General features: G+C 36.3%; 23 protein-coding genes. 1 reads left to right on the top strand and 22 read right to left on the bottom strand.

Features of this window, described 5'->3' with window-relative positions:
- Positions 1-231: 231 nt before the first annotated feature.
- From CUS89_RS01535 to CUS89_RS01435, 18 genes are all read right to left on the bottom strand, one after another.
- Positions 232-729 (bottom strand): hypothetical protein, encoded by a 498-nt coding sequence (locus CUS89_RS01535; protein ID WP_104870776.1) that lies wholly within the window; start codon positions 727-729, stop codon positions 232-234.
- Positions 730-1,259: 530 nt separating this feature from the next.
- Complete coding sequence (locus tag CUS89_RS01525) at positions 1,260-1,577, bottom strand: LPXTG cell wall anchor domain-containing protein (protein ID WP_104870774.1); 318 nt, start codon at positions 1,575-1,577, stop codon at positions 1,260-1,262.
- A gap of 2 nt (positions 1,578-1,579) precedes the next feature.
- Positions 1,580-2,341, bottom strand: coding sequence for a hypothetical protein (locus CUS89_RS01520; protein ID WP_104870773.1), 762 nt, complete (start codon positions 2,339-2,341; stop codon positions 1,580-1,582).
- A gap of 66 nt (positions 2,342-2,407) precedes the next feature.
- A complete protein-coding gene (locus CUS89_RS01515) occupies positions 2,408-2,935 on the bottom strand; it encodes a hypothetical protein (RefSeq protein ID WP_104870772.1) in 528 nt (175 codons plus the stop codon).
- 38 nt (positions 2,936-2,973) lie between these two features.
- Entirely contained in the window at positions 2,974-5,094 is a 2,121-nt protein-coding gene (locus CUS89_RS01510; RefSeq protein ID WP_104870771.1) for a BspA family leucine-rich repeat surface protein, read from the bottom strand.
- Positions 5,095-5,944: 850 nt separating this feature from the next.
- On the bottom strand, positions 5,945-6,313 hold the full coding sequence (locus CUS89_RS01495; protein ID WP_104870768.1) for a DUF7006 family protein: 369 nt from the start codon (positions 6,311-6,313) through the stop codon (positions 5,945-5,947).
- Between the two features lie 448 nt (positions 6,314-6,761).
- Positions 6,762-7,472 carry a LytR/AlgR family response regulator transcription factor gene (locus tag CUS89_RS01490; RefSeq protein WP_181055282.1) on the bottom strand — a complete coding sequence of 237 codons (711 nt, stop codon included), beginning with the start codon at positions 7,470-7,472 and terminating at the stop codon, positions 6,762-6,764.
- Positions 7,473-7,485: 13 nt separating this feature from the next.
- A complete protein-coding gene (locus tag CUS89_RS01485) occupies positions 7,486-8,820 on the bottom strand; it encodes a sensor histidine kinase (RefSeq protein WP_104870766.1) in 1,335 nt (444 codons plus the stop codon).
- A gap of 287 nt (positions 8,821-9,107) precedes the next feature.
- The gene (locus CUS89_RS01480; protein WP_104870827.1) at positions 9,108-9,668 is read right to left on the bottom strand and encodes a YpiB family protein; all 561 of its coding nucleotides are present in this window, start codon (positions 9,666-9,668) and stop codon (positions 9,108-9,110) included.
- Positions 9,669-9,673: 5 nt separating this feature from the next.
- The gene (locus CUS89_RS01475; RefSeq protein ID WP_104870765.1) at positions 9,674-10,933 is read right to left on the bottom strand and encodes a tetratricopeptide repeat protein; all 1,260 of its coding nucleotides are present in this window, start codon (positions 10,931-10,933) and stop codon (positions 9,674-9,676) included.
- Positions 10,934-11,980, bottom strand: a complete 1,047-nt coding sequence (locus CUS89_RS01470; protein WP_104870764.1) for a hypothetical protein — start codon at positions 11,978-11,980, stop codon at positions 10,934-10,936.
- Between the two features lie 260 nt (positions 11,981-12,240).
- Entirely contained in the window at positions 12,241-12,516 is a 276-nt protein-coding gene (locus CUS89_RS01465; RefSeq protein WP_002290178.1) for an HU family DNA-binding protein, read from the bottom strand.
- A gap of 246 nt (positions 12,517-12,762) precedes the next feature.
- A complete protein-coding gene (gene der / locus CUS89_RS01460) occupies positions 12,763-14,073 on the bottom strand; it encodes a ribosome biogenesis GTPase Der (RefSeq protein ID WP_010735768.1) in 1,311 nt (436 codons plus the stop codon).
- A gap of 212 nt (positions 14,074-14,285) precedes the next feature.
- Positions 14,286-15,518, bottom strand: a complete 1,233-nt coding sequence (gene rpsA, locus CUS89_RS01455) for a 30S ribosomal protein S1 (RefSeq protein WP_104870763.1) — start codon at positions 15,516-15,518, stop codon at positions 14,286-14,288.
- 133 nt (positions 15,519-15,651) lie between these two features.
- Positions 15,652-16,332: a (d)CMP kinase gene (gene cmk, locus CUS89_RS01450; RefSeq protein WP_104870762.1), complete on the bottom strand. Its 681-nt coding sequence runs from the start codon at positions 16,330-16,332 to the stop codon at positions 15,652-15,654.
- A 125-nt stretch (positions 16,333-16,457) separates the two neighbouring features.
- Positions 16,458-17,093: an SAG1386/EF1546 family surface-associated protein gene (locus CUS89_RS01445; RefSeq protein ID WP_104870761.1), complete on the bottom strand. Its 636-nt coding sequence runs from the start codon at positions 17,091-17,093 to the stop codon at positions 16,458-16,460.
- Between the two features lie 84 nt (positions 17,094-17,177).
- The gene (locus CUS89_RS01440) at positions 17,178-18,569 is read right to left on the bottom strand and encodes a RecQ family ATP-dependent DNA helicase (RefSeq protein ID WP_104870760.1); all 1,392 of its coding nucleotides are present in this window, start codon (positions 18,567-18,569) and stop codon (positions 17,178-17,180) included.
- Positions 18,556-19,575, bottom strand: a complete 1,020-nt coding sequence (locus CUS89_RS01435; protein WP_104870759.1) for a helix-turn-helix domain-containing protein — start codon at positions 19,573-19,575, stop codon at positions 18,556-18,558. Before CUS89_RS01435 ends, CUS89_RS01440 begins: the two co-directional genes overlap by 14 nt.
- A 29-nt stretch (positions 19,576-19,604) precedes the next feature.
- Here CUS89_RS01435 and CUS89_RS01430 point away from each other — a divergent pair, with 29 nt between their 5' ends.
- Complete coding sequence (locus CUS89_RS01430; RefSeq protein ID WP_104870758.1) at positions 19,605-19,826, top strand: ferredoxin; 222 nt, start codon at positions 19,605-19,607, stop codon at positions 19,824-19,826.
- Between the two features lie 259 nt (positions 19,827-20,085).
- On the opposite strand, the gene CUS89_RS01425 is transcribed toward CUS89_RS01430, so the two are convergent.
- The 4 genes from CUS89_RS01425 to CUS89_RS01410 all read right to left on the bottom strand — a co-directional run bounded on the left by CUS89_RS01425 (position 20,086) and on the right by CUS89_RS01410 (position 23,297).
- Complete coding sequence (locus tag CUS89_RS01425; protein ID WP_181055281.1) at positions 20,086-20,817, bottom strand: alpha/beta hydrolase; 732 nt, start codon at positions 20,815-20,817, stop codon at positions 20,086-20,088.
- A gap of 279 nt (positions 20,818-21,096) precedes the next feature.
- On the bottom strand, positions 21,097-21,504 hold the full coding sequence (locus CUS89_RS01420; RefSeq protein WP_104870756.1) for a type II toxin-antitoxin system death-on-curing family toxin: 408 nt from the start codon (positions 21,502-21,504) through the stop codon (positions 21,097-21,099).
- Entirely contained in the window at positions 21,501-21,737 is a 237-nt protein-coding gene (locus tag CUS89_RS01415; protein WP_104870755.1) for an addiction module antitoxin, read from the bottom strand. Before CUS89_RS01415 ends, CUS89_RS01420 begins: the two co-directional genes overlap by 4 nt.
- Before the next feature lie 219 nt (positions 21,738-21,956).
- The gene (locus CUS89_RS01410; protein ID WP_104870754.1) at positions 21,957-23,297 is read right to left on the bottom strand and encodes a M20 family metallopeptidase; all 1,341 of its coding nucleotides are present in this window, start codon (positions 23,295-23,297) and stop codon (positions 21,957-21,959) included.
- Positions 23,298-23,562: the final 265 nt, after the last annotated feature.

Genomic DNA, 23,562 nt, shown 5'->3' with positions numbered 1-23,562 from the left:
AATAACGTAGTTCTGCGTACTTCGTGATCAAGGAGTTGCAACTGTCTACTTAGAGATATCCTCAGTACATTCAGAAGTACCTAGGCGATTAGTTATTTTGTGCTTCCTAAAACCGAATATATGTTATTCGACAAGCTTACCTTTAAAATTATTAATTAAGCAAGGTACTTAAAGCTTGTAAATTTACTCCCCAAAAAGTAAATTTACAAGCTTTTATTTATCCAGATATTGTTAGATTTGATTTCCACTTAATGAGAAACAGTTTTTAGGAGAGTCTGTCTCTTTCTCCTTGTAGGAAAGCGTAATCTTATTCTCACTTTCTTTAACTGGTACTAACAGAATCTTGTCATCTTCTTTTGCTACTTTATATTCCACTTTTTCACCACTATCATCAATTTTTCTAATTAGTTTATTTCCTTTTAAGCTATATTCAAATTCGAATGTCAGTTCTTCTGCCATTGATTTTGCTAAATCTTTCTCTATCTCTTTCCACCTACCCGTAGATGTATCAATATTAAAAGTAATCACATGATCCGAAAAAGAAGCGATCAGCTTATAATCTGCTTTATCATCTAACCCTTCCACCACCCAATCATTCGCTTGAAGATCTCTGATTGTTACTGTCACTTCATCATTTACTTTGAGATCCTTCGCTGTTCCAGGATTCCCACATCCACTAATCAACATCAAAAATCCAAGTATAAATAGACTACCAAATAATTTTTTCATTTTGTCCTCCGTAATAGTTGTTCATTTACTTTATTAAATCGATAACCCTGTTACTATGATAAAAATAAGTTCCTTGATGATCAAAAAACGGATATAAGTTTCTCAGTATTATTTGTATCCCCTATACGCTTCCCCGAAAAATATTTTCTTAAATTCACCTTCATTACCAGAAAATACGAAAAATTTGCGCCATAGACATTCAAAAGCCAAGACACCACTGTGTATATAAAAAGTGTAGATATAACCAAGTAATTGATCCAGTGCTTAAAATGAAAAGTTTTTATTTTTTTAAATCTATGTATATTTTCCTTCATAATGTCATGCTCCATTTATGGGATTCTATTTCATTTTTGAACTATTCACCTAGAATTCTATCAGCCGTTTTCTTAAAGAGTCACTAAATGACCTCTTGTACCCTTTTTAATCAATCGAAAATCCAACTTAAACATTGTCTCGTAAGCTGGATTTTCTTTGGTGGAAGATAGGATTATTTTTTAAAGATCGATACAACAATTTTAGAAGAAATATTGTCATACTTTGTTGTATGAGTGAGTATCATTCTTAATTCTATTTAATAATACAAGCCACGAAAAGATGGCACCAATCAATATTAAAAAGAAACTACTATCACTGCCTGTTTTAGGCAAATATTTACTATTAGCTTTACCACTATTAATAATCAATGTCTCTTTTAGTTCATTTTCATCATTTTGTTTACTTAGACTTTCTTCCTTACTACCTATTCGTCCAATGACTTGTATTTCTGACTGTATCTCTGCCTGAACCTTTGTAATTCCTAGTTGAAAGATAATCACAATAGTTAACAAAACATATACAATTTTTTTCATATTTAATATTCTTGACCATTTTTTTCCAATGCTGTGAACGACAATTGCAAATCACTCTTTATAACAGTCGGTATAGATGCACGATTAAATATTTTTTCTTCAATTTCTTCAGATTGAGAAACCTCTCCATTAAAACTAAAAGTACCGATATGTGAACCTTGATACCATTGACTATTCGCAGAAGCATCACGGTATGCTAAAACCATAAATGCTTTACCCTTCACATTTTGTAAAACGCCAGCAGACACCAAGTTAATATCAGCTTTAACTTGCTCATTTCCTTCTTCTTCCCCTTCATCTTCATTTACTTCTTTTCCTTTTTCGTACGTTGCCATAATTCCTAAACTAGCAAAATTTTTCTCTGGCCTGCTTTGAGACTCTGGGTCAGATTCAAACTCAAAATTTGACACATCAATCTTTACTGGGTTGGATGAGTTATTAGTTATTGTATGCTCGCTTGACACAATTGAGTTGTGATTATTAGTCACGTCCTCTGTGTCTTCTACAGTCCAATAAGCTATTTTTATTGGGATAGTAACATTGATTAAATCATCTTTTTCACCAGGCTCCTCAATATCTGGATTTGTATTATCTGGACCAAGAGTACCTTCTACGGCAATTTTCCCATCCGTTTTATTATCGCCATCGCCATTATTATTGATATTGTTTTCATTTGAAGCTGCCATTACTTCGAAACTATTGATCAAACTTGTTGTTAAACATGCTCCTACCATTAAACTTGCGACTAAATTTACTTTTTTCATTACTATTCTCCTTTGCTTGCCTGTATTAATATATATATATTTATTTAATTTTCTATGAAGAGAAAATTATTCCACATTGATCTGAACATTTACAGAAGTTTCTCCGATTTGCTCTTTTTTTTCTAGATCATAAAACTCAATTAAAATCACACCGTTATAAGTTCCACTGGTCATTTTTTTAGTAAGTTCGATCGTTCTTACTTCTTCACCAGGTTCAATCAAACCAGATTCAGCAAGAACTTCGCCAGTTTCCTTATCTTGTAGTATTGCTTGTTGTCCAGTCATATTGATTGGAATGTTTTGCACCCACATGGTCGCACTCGTTCCATTCTCCTGTACACTCACTTTGGGATGAACATTGATTGTTACATTACTTTTATCAACCTCTTTTTGGGCGTAGTCTTTCATTTCATCAGGGGTAATCTTTTGAGCTGCTTTTGCACTTGGAAAAATCCCACTTACAATAGTTGTAGGCTTAATAGATAAATACCAATATAGCCCTCCAGCAATTGTTAGAAAAAGTAGCAGTAACAACAACTTGTCGAGTGTTTTTCGTACTTTGTTTTTATTATTCGCATTTTGTGAATGAATCATGGTTCTCCTCTTTTCAAATTGATTCCTAGTGACATAAGTTATTCTTCTAGCGGTTTCGCATCTGGTCCTCCTGGATTTAAAACTTCAAATTCAAGTGTAAGCTGGCCATTAGTTTTTTTCGTTTCCGTAGCGTCGAATAAATTACTAAGCCTACCTGTAAAACGGAAAGTACCTATATCATCCTCATCTGACCAATCACCTTCTTGTGGATTAGGCGAGGATAAAACTAACATAGAACTCATATTACTCAAAACATCTCCGCCATCTTGTACTAGACCAATAGACACGCCTTGCGAAGTTGCAATATTTAAAGACTGTATTTCTTCTACCTTTTTATCACTATCACTATCCGTGTCCCAACGACTTGCAGATACTTTCACAGGCAACTCAGAATGGTTCGTGATCTGAAAATCATCGGAGGTAATGTGATATCCATCTTCTTTTTTATCAGAAGTACCATACGATACTTTAAGAGGAAATGTCACATTGATCCAATCTGATGTAGTTGGTTTTTGCCACACATATGTGTCACTGATTTCTTCATTATATTTATCCATTAATTGGTCTGATGTTAGCACGTGTGTACCTGTAGGGCGGTCAACTGTTCCGCTACCGATATTTTGCCAATAACCCGTATATTCATTAGTTTGTTGTATCGAGGGTAATTGTGCGGTTTTTTTAAAGGAAAAATGTTTACTAAGCCTTAATATTTGAATATTAGTATCGAAAAACATATTTTCCATAGTCATCATTGTATCAATGTAAAAACTGCTTAAATTTATTTCTGTTAATGAACTCATTCCACAAAACATATAGTTCATATTTGTCACTTTACTAGTATTAAAATTACTTAAATCCAAAGTTTTCATTGCACTCATTCCATAGAACATACCGTTCATATTTATTACTTCACCAGTATCAAATTTGCTTAAATCCAAACTTTTCAATGTACTCATCCCATAAAACATACTGTTCATATTTGTCACTTTATTTGTAATAAAATTACTCAAATCTAAACTTCTCACTGCACTCATCCCATAAAACATACCGTTCATGTCTGTTACATTGCTAGTATTTAAACCTTCAAGATCTATGTCTTCTATTTCTTCTCTACTGGTAATTATTTTTTTTAATGAGTTAGTCCCATAGAACAGCTCACTCATATCAGTTACTTTACTAGTGTCTAAACCACTAAGATTCACAGAAGTTAACGAATTATTATTTTTAAACATATGATGTATATTTGCGACAGAAACCTTCTTTTCTTTTCCTATGCCTATGATTGAAGAACTTAAATTTACTTTTTTTAGCTTTCTAGCATTTCTAAACATACTATTCATCTTCACAGAACTTTTTGTATTTAATATGCCAAATGTCACTTTTTCCAATTTACTCGAACCATTTTTATCTTCATCCTGGAACATGCTTGTCATATCTGTTACATTTGTAAGCTGTAACATACTTAAATCAATCTCTACTAAACTGCCGGTATCTCTAAACATACTAGACATAGACTGTAGATTCTCAGTTTCTAAATCTTTTAAACTAAGATTGCTTAATTTTCTAGCACCGTAAAACATATTAGACATAGAAATCGTATTGATAGTATTCAAATTACCTAAGTTTGATATCGTCATACATTCGCTTAAATCTCTAAATAAATTTGATATATACTTGCCTGCCACTATTTGTCCCGAAAAATTAATACTCTTGATTTGACTAGCATAACTAATCCATGGCGATGTAGCTCCAGGTGTCCAATTTGTCCAATCACCATCTCCTACAGATACTTCACCAGAGTCATCAAGTTGCCAAGTGGAAGTACCAATAGTTCCGCTTGCGATTTGCGTCGTTTGTGTAAATACTTCTTGTGTACTACTAAGTTCACTTGTTTCTGTCGTCGAAATCGTCGGAGGTTCTTCTTCTACTTTTTCAGTAGAATCTTCTTCATAGTTCTCCTCTTCTTCAGATGGCTGCATACTTTCATCTAAGGATTCTGAGGAATCCGTAGTACTTTCTTCTGAGGAATCCAATGTAGATTGTGTGAGATTTTCTTCCAGAGACACTACGATCGGTGTAAAGTTAGAAAGTAAAAGATTCATGAGTACGAACCCAATAATCGCAACCTCATATGTGTTTTTTCTCTTCTTATCCATCATTCATCGGTCTCCTCTCCGAAAGTTCACCTACACATAATGTTTTACTTTATACGTTGCCATTTATTGTAGCTTATGATCAACAAATAACTGATCACATAGACAGTGCCAAAACTTGTGATATATGTTGTCGCAAACAGCCAAATAATTTTCCACATATCGAAATAGTGAAACAGTATTCCATAATTACTCTCGTCTGATCCTTTTATCCTTAAAATTTCAGTAATCGCCCGGTAAAAATCTAGTTGGGAAACAATGATACAACTTAAACAAAATACCCCAACAAACATTAGAATTAGGAATACTATATTTTGTAATCTTTTGATTTTCATTCTTTATTACTCCCCCATTGCTCGTTTCACATTTGAAATCTTAACACCTTTTTTTATTTATCCTCTCTTACCTACACAAACAACGAAGAAGTCTTCCTAAATAAAAAAAAAGATGCGCTCAGGACATCCTAAACGTATCTTCCACTTTATTCATAAAATTCCGTTGTCATCCAAACAATAGCTTTTGAACAACACTTTAACCTTTATTTTTTTGTTTATAGATCATTAACCCCACCAAGACAGCCCCTAATAAATAGATTACAACAGCCACCATTTATTTAGTGTTCGTGACTACTTCCTTAATTGCTGTAAACCGATTATTTTCTTGATTTATTAGAATATCCATCTTCTGGATTTCTGCTATCGCAACCTCTTGATTATTGCTAAATAATAGAAAAGATAAAATCAGACAGCCTACAAAGAGAAGAAACAGCACACTACAAATGATTAATAATTTTTTCATATAATACATCCTTTTTTATTTCATAAGTCATTTAAACTAAACCCATTGTTGCGTATCCTTAAAATTTCTTAACCGATGTTTCACTCATAAAAATCAGTGAGTATGGTGGCACTCCTTTTCTCTCATATCCGCATATTTCCAGATTAAAAGATACATATTCTTTTTCGATCAGATGAATGATTTCCGTATCTGTATGTCCGAATCGCTCTCCACTTAACCATATATCTGTCAATTGTATCTTTACATCTAAAGTGATTGCTTTAAAAAAAGCAGATTGTAATGTATCATTTACTGGCAGATTCATTATTCGATTCAATTCTTCCAACCTCTCCTCGGCATATTGGCACAGTATCGGACAGTTTGCCTTGTATTTATTTAAAACTCCAGTATAGTAATTTATGTAATTTTCAAATGTTAATTGATCCATGTATTTTCTTCACAACGTAGAATAAGAATATTTCTATTCTGTTCTTACATTATGCTCCCCTCTGCTTTTTGTTTTTATGAAACTATATGATTTAAAAAATCGACTTTTTCTAGTATTGATCCACGCTATCTAGAACTAGAAAAAACTACTTATCAAAGAAATTAAAGTTGAAACTAAAATAAACGCAGAAAAAGTTGTATAAAACACACATATCATAAATAATACCCAAATTCTGCTAATAAAATTTGTCATCTTCTTCCCTCACTTTACTGGTTACTTTCAACAGATAGAATCTGTCTTCATCTTCATATACTGTACTATCTTATAGTAGAATTTTTTTTATAAAATATGTTATTTCCCAAAGCACAAAAACTAGAAACCCAATTAATAAAAAAAAGCACTCAGGAATTCCTAAGTGCTTGACTAAGTAATTGATTTGTTATTCGTATTACAATTTATTGATTACTCTAGATGAGACTAAACAGACTTCCCCGTTTTTCATGATAAGCTCACGATTGGTTTTATCGATTTCTTTAATATTGTTTTTATTGACAAGAAAAGAGCGATGACAGCGATAAAATACATCTACTTGTTTTTCAATTTCATTTAGGCTACCGTAAAACTCGATTTGTCGATTTTGCGCATGCATGATTACGCGATGCTTATTACCTGATGTTTCAAAAAACATGATATTGTCTAGTTTTTCTGTGATCGTTCGGTTGTTCATTTCGATTTTGAACGTCAATGCTTCATTGACTGACTTTTGGTACGAGTGGACATAGTCTATATTTTCAACTATTTGTTTTCTCATTTCTTTAAATTCACCTTTGTTGATAAAATCTAATGCTTCTAATTTGTGTTTGAATGTATACTGCATCAATTCAACATGTGTAGTGACGAATACGATAAACGAATCCTTGTCTTTTTCTCTGATTTTTGAAGCCATCTGTAAGCCATTGATTGTCGTATTCAAATCAATATCAATAAAGTATAGGCCACTGGGCTGATGTTTTTCTACATAGGCTAAAATCTCCTGTGGATTGGCTGTTGCTAAGGAAATCCTCATATCGTATCCTTCAGCATTTATATAGTCATGGATGAAATTTGTTAATTTTCTTCTCTGATCTTTTTCATCTTCACAAATAAAAATTTCTATCATGGGTTGCTCCTCTTTAGTAGTTAATCGAAATTTCTTGAAAGAAAAAATGTTTTTCATCGTCCACATACGTATTAAGACTCACATTCTCACAATCAGAGAAGATTTCTCTAAGATTACTTAATCCCAACCCTCGATTTTCCCCTTTTGTAGAAAAGCCTTGTTTAAAGATCAAATGTATAGGGGGAGTCTCTCGATACGTGTTTTTAACGAGAATAAAATGCTCATTCTTTTTTTCTACAAAAGATATGTCCAATTGAGGTATCTCGGATTCTCTCGCTGCTTCAATGGCATTATCCAAGATAATACCAAGTGCACGACTTAATTTCAGTGTATCCATATGAAAATTTTCAACTGGATCAACTATATCAACGATCAAACGAATCTCTGATTTTTGTGCTTGCAATAGTTTGGTTGCTAAAATAGCTTTGATTTCTGGGATTCTTATATAAGTCAAACGTCCTAGTTGTGCATCATTTTTTTCGATTTTTTCTCCCAATGGTCTGATTTTATCAGAAAAGTAGACTTGCAATCCTTTTACATCTTCTTGTTCTAAATATCCAGACATCGTTGTCATGATATTGAGATAATCATGTCGTATCTTTCGAATTTCATCATTTTGTTTTTCCAACTCTTTCATGTATATACTGAGTTGCTGGTTCTGTTTTCGTTCATTTTCAATTTTCAAGTTATTGAAAATCACTCTAAAAAGAATGAACACAACGAGTAATAGAACGATGCTAAAAATTGTAAATAGGATGATGTTTCCTCTGATACTACTGTCACCTAAGAAATTCGTACTTTTTACAAAATAGAAATTCATTGAAAATATGATGACACCTAACATTGGAAATAAAATAAATAGAGGACCGTACTTTCCTTCTAATAACTCATTGATTAAATATCTTTTCATTAGGTTTTTAACAATTAAACAGCCTCCTATTGAAGCTAAAGCTGATAAGCAAACTTCTACGATTGTAATTATTAATATCTGAGAAGATTCTTGAATACTATTTACATCATATAATAGCCATAATAATAAATTAGCAACAAAAATAAAACTCATTTGTAAAATCATAGGTATTGAACAAATAAAAATACTTGTGACTATTTTTTTTGTTTTATAAAATACAAGTAAAATAAAAATAACAAAAAGTAATAGTGACATAATAGTACCAATTCCATTAGTTTTAGTCATTGGAGATAATACTCTCAAAAAGAACATTGGGATAAAGCTGATGGTCATTATACCTGTTAACTTCCATCCTAATTTTCTTTCACTTAAGATTGAGATCCCTGCTACCCAAGATCCATTCTCAATAAACCAAAAGAAAAATGATAAATAATCCATGGCTGATACTCCCTTAATTTTAAATATTGTTTACTTTGACTAGATTCTATACAATTTCTCAGCATCTAATCAAGATTATTTGTACGTATGAACGAATCTACCGATAGTATACACGAAAGTAATTAAGGAAGCGATTTTCATAGGGGGCTTTTATTAATTTTTCGATTTATTGATTTCCTAAAGTAAATCTTTATACCATATATTCAACAGATAATAAAACTATAAAATAGTGGATAAAGTATTCAACGAATACCTTACCCACTACTATCAGTTATTTTTCTAATGACTCAGCTCTTACTCTTCTGCGGCGCTTGAAGGATCATGCGGTTCACTTCATCTGATAGTTCAAGAAACGCATCTTTATTGCCTTCCTCTAGTGCCTGATCGATTTGTTGGTAAAGCATGCTTAGCTTTGCTGCTTGCTCTTTTTCTTGGAAATAATGCTCGACTAATTCTGTTGATTCTTCACTGATTGCATCTTCCCATGAGGCTAACGGGTTATCTTCGATGATTGCTAAATATTCTTTCGTTTGCCACGCATTTTCAAAAAGGCATTCGACATAGAGTGGATTTTTCCAATTCAAACGGATTTCATGGAAAATCTGATCAGTATCAGTAAATTCCTTTCCATCTAAAAATAGCTTCATCGGCTCACCTTCATATGAAAGATCGGTGATCTGTAAACCACGTCTTGTTAAGTTTGCACCTTCAACAAAACGTACATTGTGTAAGATTGCTTCATGATTTGCCAGATAGTTCAAAATCCAAAATACTTCTCTGCGACTGAAAGAGACATGGTTAACCATCCAAGTTAAGAAATTCTTCTTTTCTTTAACATCAATCAACATTTTCATCACCTCTCTGTTAAATCATCTAATAGCGACAATACCTCCATATCTCCTGGTTCATAAGTTAAATATCGTTCCAATAATTCCCGTGTTTTCGCTAATTGACCCTCTTCACGTAAGAATAAAGCATATTCTTTCAAGAAATCTGGTTCATGATCTAATTCATTGGCTGCTTGTTCATAATGGACTGCTGCTACCGCAAAATCTTCTAATTGATTATAGGCATGAGCGAGGTTCCATTCTGCATATGGATTAGCAACTTCTTCCATTTGGTTGACTGTCTGAACAACCTCTTCATAGCGTTCTTGATCCAAGTAAAGATTACTTAACGTCAGCAACGTTTCATCTTGCTTATCACCAACGTTCAATGCGTCAAGTAGTAGCTTCTCTGCTTTTTCCTTATCATGTAAACGGAACGCATTTTCAGAAGCCAAGTGATAAAGTTCCACTTGGAATGGGTTCTCTTTGATACCATCTTCTAAGACTTGTTGTGCTTCTTCGATCATCTCTTCTTCTTGAAGCGCCTGTCCTAGATACAGATATAAGGATTGATACTGTGGATTCAATTCCCGTAATTCTTGCAAATAATTGATAGCTTTTTCGTTCTCATGTAATTGTAGATTCGTGAACGCTAATTGGAACAAACGATCATCTGTCCGTTCTTCAGCTAAAGCAGCTTCTAGTGGTGGGATTGCTGCTTCAAAATCCCCTTGCATACTCAACGATTGTCCTAAGCGTTCTTGCATGGAAATACTAGAAATTTCTTCTATACCATTCGCTAACAACATTTCGTAAAGGGCGGAAGCTTCATTAAAGCGGTCAACTGAAAAATACAATTCAGCTAATGCAAATTGGATCAATGGTTCTTCAGGTAATAATTTTGCGGCTTCTTTCAATTTAGCTTCACTTACTTCAGGAATACCGATTACTTGATACAAGTCGGCGATTGCTAGTAACGCTTGCGGATAGTATTCACTATCTTGTTGGATTTTTTCTAAATAGTCAAATGCCTGATCGATCTCATTGTCTTCAATGGCAATCTCTGCCAACGGAATATTCCATTCATCATTTTCAGGCGATACAGTTAGCAGATGCTCAAAAATTGCCTTTGCTTCTTCTAAAAAACCGATGGCTAATAATTCTTCTCCTAATTCCTGTAAGACATCAGCTGGATCTTCTTGGAGCGCCTTTGCCAAATATTCATTTGCTTCTGTCAAATTTTCGTCTGCTAATGCTTGTAGCATTTTTTCACTATTCGTTATCATCTAAATCCCTCTAATCTCTTGGACGATCCGTTCATAGGTCGCCATTGTTTTCAATAGTTCTTGCTCATTTGGCAATTGATATCCACCTATTATACCAATTTTTTCCAAAACGAGAATTTTTTTGCTCTTTTCTGCTAAAACTAGCACATTTTCAAGATAATCCATTTTGGATAGCTCCTCCGGCCAGGTAATCGGATAGCCTAGATGTTGCAACCAGATAAAGAAATTCTTCAATTGGAAAGAAAGCGGCTTGATTTCTGAATTCCATATAAGTTGCATCAAGATACCTAGAAATTTTTTCATACTGGCGGAAAGCAAATGACTATTTTCAGTCAGATAAAAAGCTTGCTCAAATAGTTTACCATAATTTGCCACTTGTTCAGCGTCTTCTTGATAAAAATAAATGATTTCTTCTAGCATACCGGCAAAAGGACGATTGAATAGTTTTTCGCGAGTAGGATAATTTTTATAAAGATTCTGAAGAAACGGATGATCACAGACTAATCCGCAACAAATTAAAATCAAAAAGTCGATTTGTTTCCCTTCCGTTTGTTTTTCACTGATTGTTCGATCGTAAATGATCCGTTCTGGAAGGTTCGTCGTTTGAAGAGCCACTTGGTTAGGCTCATGTAAAATCTCGCATAGTGGATTTAGTGCTCGTGCCATGGAACGGATCGAAACGGGGATCAACCAAAGTGTGGTCTGAAGATACGTGTGTTTTTGAAAAAAACCCGCCAAGTCCATGATCCCTTCATTGCCAAAACCAATCACTAAAAGTGGTTGATTTTCGGGGTAGCGTCTAGCAAATGACAAGAGGCTATGCAATTCAGATAACTTATTAGACTGTATATTTCCACAAATGTACCAATCGATAGCTAACTTGTTCGTGAATGACTGTGTCATTTTCTCAGCGTATAGATCATAATAACGTTGGTTCGTCAAAAATAGGATCGATTGATCGATGGCTTCTTTTTTTAACTGACTAACAAACGTCTCACCATAAAAGATCGTTGTGTCTTCTTGTTGGTAGCGATAGGATAACTCCATGTTGCCCTCCCCTTTTCTTTTATTTTACCATTAGTAAGTAAAATAAAAAAAGAATAAGGAAACTGAGTAAAGTAATGGATAGCACCTTACGACCAAATTCATTTCATTTTTTTGATATGTATAGGCGTTCAATATGTATGTTGAAACCTTTGATTGCTACTTTTTTGCTACTTTTTGTCCCTCTTTTGCCCTTTTTTTTATCCAATCAGATAAAAATAAAGCGCCTGTAGCCTTAGCCACAAGCGCTTTTGTCAACTGTCTTATTTAACAGCGTCTTTCAATGCTTTACCTGGTTTAAATGCAGGTACTTTGCTAGCTGGGATTTCGATTTCTTCACCAGTTTGTGGGTTACGTCCTTTACGAGCCGCGCGTTCGCGTACTTCAAAGTTACCAAAACCGATTAATTGAACTTTTTCGCCGTTAGCTAAAGCATCTTGAATAGTTGAAAATACAGCGTCAACTGCTGCAGTTGCGTCTTTTTTAGTTAAATCTGTAGCTGAAGCAACTTTTTCGATTAATTCTGCTTTATTTGCCATGGATAGATTCACCTCCTCCAACAAGAGATATGATAGGAACATCATTTTAGTTTAAAAACTTTCTGAGTGGTCCAGAAGTTTATAAGAAATATTGATTAAGTTTCAATATTCTGTTATCACGATATCATATGAACCGCTTAATAGCAAGGTTTTTGGCATTATTTAACCGCTTTTTTTAGTCATAAAAACGTAATACAAAAATATGCTTATTTTTTTTGAAAAAAACGGTACACTATGGTAAAATGCCTATTTTCTTCGACGTGGAATGATTCGGATCGAAGTTCCTTCAAACGTAAATGCTTTTCTGATTTGATTTTCCAAAAAGCGTTCATAAGAAAAATGCATCAATTCTTCTTCATTGACAAAAACAACAAAGGTCGGCGGTTTGACAGCCACTTGTGTTGCATAGAAAATCTTTAATCGCTTACCTTTATCCGTCGGCGTCGGGTTGATCGCTACAGCATCCATGATCACATCATTCAAGACTGCTGAAGAAACACGTAAGTTTTGGTTCATGCTGACTTCTTCGATCATTTCAGGCAAACGTTCTAGTCGTTGCTTAGTCACTGCTGAAACAAATAGAATCGGTGCATAGTCTAAGTAACGGAATTCTTCACGGATCTCTTGCTCGAAGTCACGCATCGTGTTCGTTTCTTTTTTGACTAGGTCCCATTTATTGACAACGATGATCACGCCACGGCCCGCTTCATGGGCATAGCCGGCGACTCGCTTGTCTTGTTCACGTATGCCTTCTTCTGCGTTCAAGACCATTAAAACGATGTCTGAACGGTCAATCGCACGCATTGCACGCATCACGCTATATTTTTCTGTAGTTTCATAAACTTTTCCACGTTTTCGCATACCAGCTGTATCGATCATCATGAATTTTTGACCGTCTTCTGAGACGAAGTGCGTATCGATAGCATCACGCGTCGTTCCTTCGATGTCCGAAACGATCACTCGGTCTTCACCTAGGATCGCATTGATCAAGGAAGATTTCCCTACATTCGGGCGACCGATCAAACTGAATTTGATGGTATCATCCTCTTCTTCTTCCGCCTCTTCATCAAAGAATTTCACTGCTTCATCTAAGATATCCCCGATCCCTAATCCATGACTTCCAGATACTGGATATGGATCACCTAGACCTAGTGCATAAAATTCATAGATATCATTTCTCATTTCAGGATTGTCGACTTTATTAACGGCTAAGATCACCGGTTTATTGCTGCGATATAAAATTTTTGCTACGACTTCATCTGCATCAGTGATGCCTTCGCGGCCACTCACCACACAGACGATCACATCTGCTTCATCGATTGCGATTTCTGCTTGGTGCTTGATTTGATCCATAAATGGTTCATCGCCTAAGTCGATCCCACCAGTATCAATGATACTGAAATCACGACCTAACCATTCCCCTTTAGCATAAATACGATCACGAGTAACTCCTGGAGTATCTTCGACAATCGAAATACGCTCACCGGCGATACGGTTAAAAATCGTCGACTTACCGACGTTTGGGCGACCAACGATTGCAATTGTTGGATTTGCCATATTTTTTCCTCCTCACATGTTTCCAATCTCACTTAGTGTACCGAATACTTCACGAACTTTCAAGCTTAGATCGGTGAACATTCCAGTATTTTTCTGGATCACTGCCTATTACAATAGAAAATGGTCTGGGGCGTAATCCCCAGACCACTTGTTTTACACATGTACAACTTCCCTTGACACTGTAAATTCGCGTTTTGGGAACGATCATTCATTTATTTTTCAGAATCATCTGTTGCTGTTTCTTCTACTTCCCCTTTTAAAGCTTCGCCTAAGATGTCGCCCATCGTAAATCCTGTGTTTTCTTCAGGTAATTCATACGACTCAACTTCTTTTGGTTCTTTATCAGAAGCAGGTTTTTCTTCTAATGCTTTGATACTTAATGCAATCCGATGCTCTTCTGGATTGACTTCTAAAACTTTCACTTGGATATCATCGCCCTCATGTAACACTTCATGTGGTGTCGCGATATGTTTGTGTGAGATTTGTGAAATGTGAACAAGTCCTTCAACTGTTGGGAACACTTCAACAAATGCACCAAAGCTAGTTAGTCGTTTCACTTTACCTTCAAGCACAGCGCCTACTGGAGCTTTTGTTTCGATGTCTGACCAAGGTCCAGGCAGCGTGTCTTTGATCGATAATGAAATACGACCTTGTTCTGGATTGATTGAAAGAACTTTTACTTTCACTTCATCCCCGACAGCTAAAACATCACCTGGTTTAGCGACATGTCCGTGAGAGATCTCAGAAACGTGTACTAATCCATCGATACCGCCTAAATCAACAAACGCACCAAAATCTGTGATACGAGCAACGCGTCCTTCGATCACGTCATTTTCTTGGATAGTTGATAATAATTCTTTTTTCTGTGCTTCTTTTTCTGTTTCAACGACTGCTTTGTGTGAAAGGATCAAGCGATTTTCTGATGGTTCGATTTCAACGATTTTGAATGTCATCGTTTTTCCTTTGTATTCAGAAAAATCAGCGACAAAATGATCTTCTACCATTGATGCCGGAACAAACCCACGAACACCGACGTCGACAACTAAACCACCTTTAACTACATTTGTCACTGGTGCTTCGATGATGTTGCCAGCTTGGAAATCTTTTTCGATATCCTCCCAAACTTTTTTCGCATCTAAGCGTCGTTTTGATAAAAGGTAACTTCCGTTTTCTTTGTCTTTACCGATCGTGCTGATCACGACTAGATCTAACGTATCGCCAACCTTTACCACTTCGTTGATATCTTCAACTGGTAAAGTAGATAATTCTTTTGCAGGAACTACGCCTTCAACACCCGTTCCTTCGATTCCAACGATGGCTTGTTTGTCTTCAATGACTAAAACTTCTCCTTTGACGACATCGCCAACGCTCACTTCTTGAACGCTATTCATTGCATCTTCCATAGATTGGTTGTTATCTGTCTGATTTTGTTCAAATTCTGTCATAACACTTGTCCTCCTAACCAACATTCTGCCGTTAACTACGGTACTGCCTATAGTTTAATTGATTATTAAAAAAAAATAAAGCGATTTCGTTTGTTTTCCCTTAAAATGGTCGGATTCTTCGCTTTTTTTCTATTTAGTCAAGAGAATATCCTTTTTGTTGAATCACTTCTTTGATCTCTTGGACAACTTCTTGAATCGATTTACCGGTCGTATCGATCCGTATCGCATCTTCTGCTTGCTTCAGGGGCGAAACTTTTCTAGTAGAATCATATTCATCACGGGCTTGTATTTCTTTTGTCAATTCTTCTAAGTCTGTCGGAATATTTTTCTCGAGGTTTTCTTTGTGTCGTCTTTGTGCTCGTTCAGACACGCTGGCTACTAAGAAAATTTTCACTTCGGCTTTTGGTAAAACAGCGGTACCGATATCTCGTCCATCCATCACGACACCACCATCTTCACCGATTTTTTTCTGGATCGCAACAAGAGCTTCGCGTACTTTTGAATGCGCAGCAACTTCAGAGACCGCTCGTGTAACGTCTGGTTGTCGAATATCTGAAGTAACGTCTTGTCCAGCTACAAAGACATGTTGACCATCCGCCATTTGCTCAAATGAAATAGGATTCTGGTTGATCAAATCGACTAATTCTGTTTCAGCTGAAAAAGCAATGTGATGTTTGATGGCCAAGTAAGTGACTGCACGATACATCGCTCCCGTATCTGTATAGATATAGTTCAATTCATTTGCGATGATTTTAGCTACCGTACTTTTACCTGAAGAGGCAGGACCATCAATTGCGATACTAATTCGTGTCATTTTTCATAACTCCCTTTTCTCAAAAAAAAGGGGCTGTGGCTCAAGCCACTGCTCCTTATTTAATTACATTTTATGAAGATACTCTGAGGAAAAACAACTCTTCAGTATTATCTTTTTAACTCCAATTATTGGACTCTAAGTTCTTGTCCTGGATATAACATGTAGTTGTTTGGATCGATTCCGTTCAATTGGAACAATTGGTCGACTGTAATGCCTGCGCGTTCTGCTACTTGTCTAGGACCTTCACCAGCTTGAACAACTGTTGTTGAACCTGAAACACCTGCACCTGCTTCTGGTGTTGAAGTAGGAGTTGTTTCTTCTGGTGCAACAGTAGTTGGTGTCGTTTGTTCTGGTTCCGTCACTGTTGAAGTTGGTGTCGTTTCTGGTGTCACAGCACTTGTTGGTGTTGTTTCTCCAGCAACTGATTGTGTATCAGCAGTCGGTTCACTAGAAACTGTCGTCGATTCTACAGTTGATTCTACAGTCGAACTTTCTACGATCGATGAAGTCGTAGAGGAAGAAGATGCAGCGGTAGCACTGTTACTTGATCCGTTTCTGATCCAGAAGTAAGCTCCTGCTGGGATTGCAATACATAAAACTAACAAAATCAAAAATAGCGATAAGAACAGGGTATTCCCTTTCTTTTGCTGTCTTTGCGTACTTCTTGAAGATGCTTCATCCTCTGTATCGTAAATTGGTTGTTCCCATGGTTCTTGTGTTTCGTTATTTTCTGATGATTGATGTCTATCTTTTCTACTCACCTTATTGACCTCCTAAATTCTTTCCTAGTTATTATACCATAGGATAATCTTGATTGTACGAAAAAAATACCTCGCACCATTTTTTTAAAATAAATTTAGTAAAATCGTTTGCCAGTCTTTTGCTTCTACGGTTGGACTTATTTGTCCTGTTTCAGTTAGAAATAATGACGCGCCATCTCGATCACAGCAGTCTTTAGGTTTCTCTTTGAGAGTTTCACCGAAATAAGCCATCAGTCGTTCTCGTCTACAGGTCGTTTCATGGATATAATCAAGCATCTGTTGTAGTTGCTTGATTTTCACTTGCTCTTGTTTTTTTAATTGTCGAAGCCACGTATCAGGACTTTGCATTTCGTTTACTACCATAAGCCATTTTTGTTGGATCTCATCAAAATGAGTCGCCTCTGACTGTCCAGTTGACACATGTTCCTCGAAAATCTGGCGTTGTTCTTTAGACAATTGTTGGAAAAAGTAATGGATTCTTTCGTCTCCTGGTTGGTAAAGCAACACGGCGCTACTGGGTTGCTGGTCTCTGCCTGCTCGACCAATTTCTTGCATATAGTTTTCCAGACTATCCGGTAGATCATAATGGATGACATATCGGATGTCTGCTTTATCGATCCCCATACCAAATGCATTCGTCGCAATCAAAAATTGCAATTGATTTTGACTGAATTGTTGTTGGAGTTGCCGGCGTTGTGAAGCATCTAGCCCTCCGTGATAATACCCCACAGCATAGTCTTTGCGGAACAATTGATAAAGACGTTCGACTTCTTTTTTAGTCGCACAATAAATGATCATCGCACCATCAGCTTGTGCCATCAACTCTCGTAATTGCTGCTCTTTTTCATCTGTATGAAAAACAAATAACGAGATATTTTCTCGATTTACTGAATGATTGACGAGAACAGGTTTTGTGCGAAAGAGAATATTTTCGATCTCTTCTTGTACTGGTTGTGTGGCTGTTGCAGTCAAGGCTAAGGTAGTTGGTGAACCTAACTCTTTTGCAACTCTTCCGAGAGATTGATATTCAGGTCGAAAATCAATGCCCCATTGTGAGACACAATGGGCTTCGTCGACTACATATAACGAAATATTTTGTTGCTTCAGCGCTTGAAGTACTTCTGGTTGATGCAACATCTCGGGACTGACAAAAACAAATTTATATTTGGATAAATGTGTTAACACGTACTGTTTTTCACTTTTGGAAAGTAGGCTATTATAGGCAACCACCCTTTTCTCTCCTCGTTTTTGCAATTGCCCTACTTGATCCTCCATCAAAGAGAGTAAAGGAGAAACGATCAGTACCATCCCATCTTGCAAATAGCCAGTCAACTGATAACATAAACTTTTGCCATTACCAGTTGGCAGGATCGCTAAAACATCTTTTTGATTCAATAACGTAGAAATAATCTCTTCCTGCCCTTGGCGAAAAGAGGGAAACCCAAAGTACTGTTTTAATGGATCAAGCAATTCCATTATTATCCCCTCCTTTAAATGTCTCGATTTGTGCCAGTCGGAATTCTCCGTAATCGACCGCTTGTCCTACAAGGTCTTTATATCTTAGCGTGAGAAGCGATCGATCCAAAGAAGCTAAAGATCTTCTTGTCTCCGAATGGATCAGACGTTCAAAAGGAAAATCATCAAAAAAAATGGCCCACTCGATCAAATGATCATTGATCGTCCCTTTCTTCAGTCCTCGTTTCATCATCACCTGCTCCACTGAATCCCCAGATAAAATCAGTGCTCTTGTCGTCAACATGCTTTGATTATAATTTTGTCTAAGCAATGGTGCCAGCAAATCGTATAACAAGAAATCTGCATGCTGTTCGATAATCGCTAATAAGCGATGGATACATCGATCTTGGAATAGTTGCTGTGCTACGCCATCTTCAAGGGTAGTCAGCTGGTACGCGAGTAAACCTGTTTGGTTTTTACCAGAAAATTGGTTTGCTAAGAAGTTCGCTTGTTCGTCTGGCATCAGAGCAAAAATAGTAGAAAGTTCCTTTGATATTTGAGCCACCAGCTCCGTTTTGGTACACGTTGCTTCTTTCAACCATTTTTTAACCTGATAAGAATAAAAAGGTCCCGTCTCTACTGGTAAATAAGCTGTTTCATTTGCGGATAAATGAGAGACGACTTGTACAGAGAATTTCAGCAAACGCCAACTAGTAGTAGCTGTACGTCCATACTTATCGTAGTGTAGTCCGGTGAGGGATTCTTTCTTTCTTCCCATTTTCCCTTTTTCCATCAATTGCAACTCTTGCTCTTCCCACTTTAATAATCCCTCATCTATCATCTGTTGGATCTGTTTATCAAACGTTGCTTGTTCAAGTAAAGGAAAACAGCCATGAACAACTAATAAGCGCTGAAAAAAGCCAAAAAGTAGTACCGAGGAAGTACGCTTCCCACTTAATAATTGATAGAGTGAGCTTGCTCGTAACTTGTCACTTGAAGAAAATAAAGATAAAATAAACTCAGTCATAGTAATCCCCTTACGTTAGGATGGTGAATATGTCATTATTATGTAAATTAGTTCCTGAACGTTGTATCGCATGTGGTCTCTGTCAAATCGAGGCGCCTGATATCTTTGATTATGATGAAGAAGGAATCGTCCTATTTGCACAAGAGCCAGAAGCACATCAACAATTCGTTCAGCCTTTAGAAGAAGCTAATGTAACCAAAGCTTATCAAAAATGTCCGGTTCGAGCAATCTTATTGGAAAGAGAAAATTGATCGCTTTCTTACAACAAACTTTTAGCGAGACTGTCCGATGACCTACTTGTTATTTCGATCACACCAAAAATAGATGAGGTAATCGTATTTATCCTCAAGTAATAAGGCGTCATCCACGAAAATGCTGCTTGAAATTTTTGTGGACGATGCCTTATTTTTCTATGAGCTTACTTTGCGTCGTCTAGATCCGTCTATCAGCTTGTAACATGTTCTATCACTAGCTGATCATTCCTTTTCGTCGTTTCGAAAAGTGACGCTCTTACTTGATTTGGTTCAGCCAATTCATCATAGTCGTAACGATTGCTGTTTGTTGGTCTTTATTACTGATTGTTGCTTCACCATCACCTTTTTGATGACCATAACTACCGAATCCGCCATGGTTTCCCCCAGCAATGGAAACAAATTCTGTTTGTTCAGGTAAATAAGCTTTTGCTTCATCAGCTGCTTCTTGGTTCATCACTTCGTCTTCACTTCCGGTAATACTGATGACCGGTAAATCAGTTTTTGACAACGTGCCTTTTTCATCTGGATAACTTGCCATGAAGTAAACACCTTTTAATCGTTCATCATCCATGTTCGCATTCGCATAACGACTTGCCATTACCCCACCTAAAGAATGTCCTCCAATCACAAAATCTTGATCTTTGAAGTCCTCTCTGATTTTATCTGCTTTGTTGCCACTCAGGATCGCTAGTTCAAAAGGCATCTTAGCAATGGCTACCGTATAGCCATTTTCTGCTAGTTGCTCTGCCCATATACTATAACTTTCTGGTTCAACGAGCGCACCAGGATAAAAAATCACCATTGGATGTTCCGTCGATTTTTGCGATTCGAATAATAAATAATCGTCTTTATCTACTCCTTGCTTAAATGATTGCTCTGCTTGAGTTGATGGTTCATACACACTTTGTTGCCAATAAAAATAACCCCCAACAGCACCCAATCCAAGCACGATCACTAATCCTATCAGGACTCTTTTGAATATTTTCAAAAACATCACCTTCCGTCATCTTTCATTTGATACTTCTATAACACTAAATAAAATACGGTAAAATTGCAAATGATTTTATGTAAGATGTTATTATTGGTTATCTTTGAAAAGAGGAACAAGTGACAATGAAAATCCACCCCTATTTTGACAAAGTTTCTCAAAATAGGGGTGGTTTCCTACATTGTTATATTAAACTCAATTTATGTATTCACTGTTGTGCATGAACTCGCCTCATTTACTCTAGAAAACGATCAATCAACTGAAAAATCGATGTGGAAACTACTTTGGATTAACTTTTCCTGACCGAGTTAGGTAAGTCGAGACAGTTCGTTTTAATTCATCAAATTCTTTTTTACTAGTAGTAATATCTAAAATGAATTTAACTGCCTCTTGCTGGGTAAAAGTTGTTGTATATCCATTCGCTTGCAAAAATGTAATCATCGATACAAATGCTGTACGTTTGTTACCATTATGAAAAGGATGCTTTGTAGCTAAATTGATTGTAAGTATAGATGCTTTATCAAATATCGTAGGATAAAAATCTCTGCCAAAAACTGACTGTGCAGGTCGATTTATTGCCATATCTAGTGCAGTTGCATCTTTTATACCGATTGTTTCACCTTGAGAATATGCTAAAATTACTTTAGCATTTATCTTTATGATGTGTTTTGAAGTCAAATATATCATAGGTCGACCAAATCTTTCAATGCTTGATCATATTGATTCATCACAGAGTCGACAATAGTATCAATATCAATTTCCTCTTGTGCTTTTACTATCCTAACTGCCCCATCTGTATCAAACATGTAACTAATAGACTCTCCAGTTTTAACTCCAATATATTCTTTTACTTCATTTGGTATTGTTGTTACATCACTATTTCCAGATTTTCTGATTTTATATTTACGAATTTTGTCCATTATTTTTTCCTTTCTGTTTATAATATATTTTATGTAGATACATATTATCATAGTATCTACATTCCAAAAAATTTCTGAGTATGAGAAATAGCTATTACTCTTGTTGCTTAATTATGGATGTTTAGATGGTAAAGAAATCCACCCCTATTCTGACAAAGTTTCTCAAAATAGTGGCGGATATTTTTTATGACTCTTATTCGTTTCTTGACTAACTATGTTTTACTTCCCACACAAGCGATAAACCGCTTCTGCATAGATTTCCATCGCTTTGTACATGCTGCTCAATTCCCATCGTTCATTGGCTTGGTGCATGAAGTCTGGTGTATCAGGGAACATTGCACCGAAAGCGACACATTGGTTCATCGTACGCGCAAAGGTTGCTCCACCAGAAACAAATGGCTCAGTCATATCCCCTGTGATATCACGGTACGTTCCTAATAAGTTTTGGATCAATTCGCTCTCCAAAGGAACGTATAATGAATCCAAGAAATCAAATTCTTCATACGATAAATCGTATGCTTTGATTTTTTCTGTCAATTTTTCGACAAGCTCGTCTTTTTTGAAAGTTACAGGAATACGCATGTCCACCCCGATTTTTGTTTGTTCAGGTGTGATTTCTAGACTAGCGAAGTTCATCGTCAACTCACCAGATTGTTCGTCAACAGTCTTTCCGACTACATTTTCACCGGTTGCATTTTCTTGGACTAATTGTCCTAAAAACGCGATTGGCGCAAAATCAAAGACTTCTGATAAAGCAATCGCTAAACGAGAAATGGCATTGACACCTTCTGCGGCATCTTTTGCGTGGATACTTTTTCCTAGCACTGTGATCGAGTCACCTTGATCGTCAAAATCGAAGTTGTGTTTCGTTAACGCTGCTTTGACTTCTGCCAATTTTTCGCCTGAATATGGTGCTGAATCCGGCACTACGTTTAACGCCCCACCAGCATTTACAGAGAATTCATTTGTGCCAGGACCTGTCAAGTAAGCTTGTAGCAAGCCTTTTTCTGCATAGATCAAAGGAAATTCTGCATCTGGTGCAAAGCCTTGTGTGATTCCTTCTTCTTTTTCATTGTATTTATCTAAACAACGCCAAAGATTTTCTTCGTCCGTTCCGAAGATAAAACGAATACGCGTATTAAATTCTACCCCGGCATCCATCAATGCTTTGACTGCATACATTGCAGCAATTGACGGACCTTTATCATCTTGGGAGCCACGGCCAACTAACCAACCATCTTTGATCGTTGGATCAAAAGGTTTAGATTCCCAGTTTTTTTCATCGCCGCCAGGAACAACGTCCATATGGCATAAGATCCCAAATAACTCATCTCCTGAGCCAACTTCTGCATAACCGTAGTAGCCTTCAGGGTCTTTAAATGTTTTGAATCCTAATCCTTCACTGATTTCTAACACTTTATCTAAAGCTTCTACAACTTTTTTCCCAAAAGGATGTCCCTCACCAGAATCAGATTCATCCAATACAGAAGGAATTCTGATCAACTCACTTAATGATTCTAATGCTTGTTCATGATGTTGTTCTGTTACAAATTGTTTCATCAACTTTGCCTCCTCATTATTTAAAAAAAGATTGTGGCAGAAACTATAACTTTGATCCACAGGTTCAACTGTTTGATGTCGCTAACACACTAATGTATCTGCAAAACTCTCTGTGCAAAGGCCAACTCCTTCGGAAATAAGCGACAAAACCCAAAAACCTAGTTTCGGGTTTTGTCGCTTATTTCTTGGAGCTGAACACATCAGTCACCATTCCATCAACAGGGTAACTCATTTTTTCAAAGACCTTGTTTCTACCGACGATCTC

This window comes from Enterococcus mundtii (assembly GCF_002947535.1).
In the GTDB taxonomy this organism is placed as follows: Bacteria; Bacillota; Bacilli; order Lactobacillales; family Enterococcaceae; genus Enterococcus_B; species Enterococcus_B mundtii_B.
This window is presented reverse-complemented; position numbering and strand designations above follow the sequence as displayed.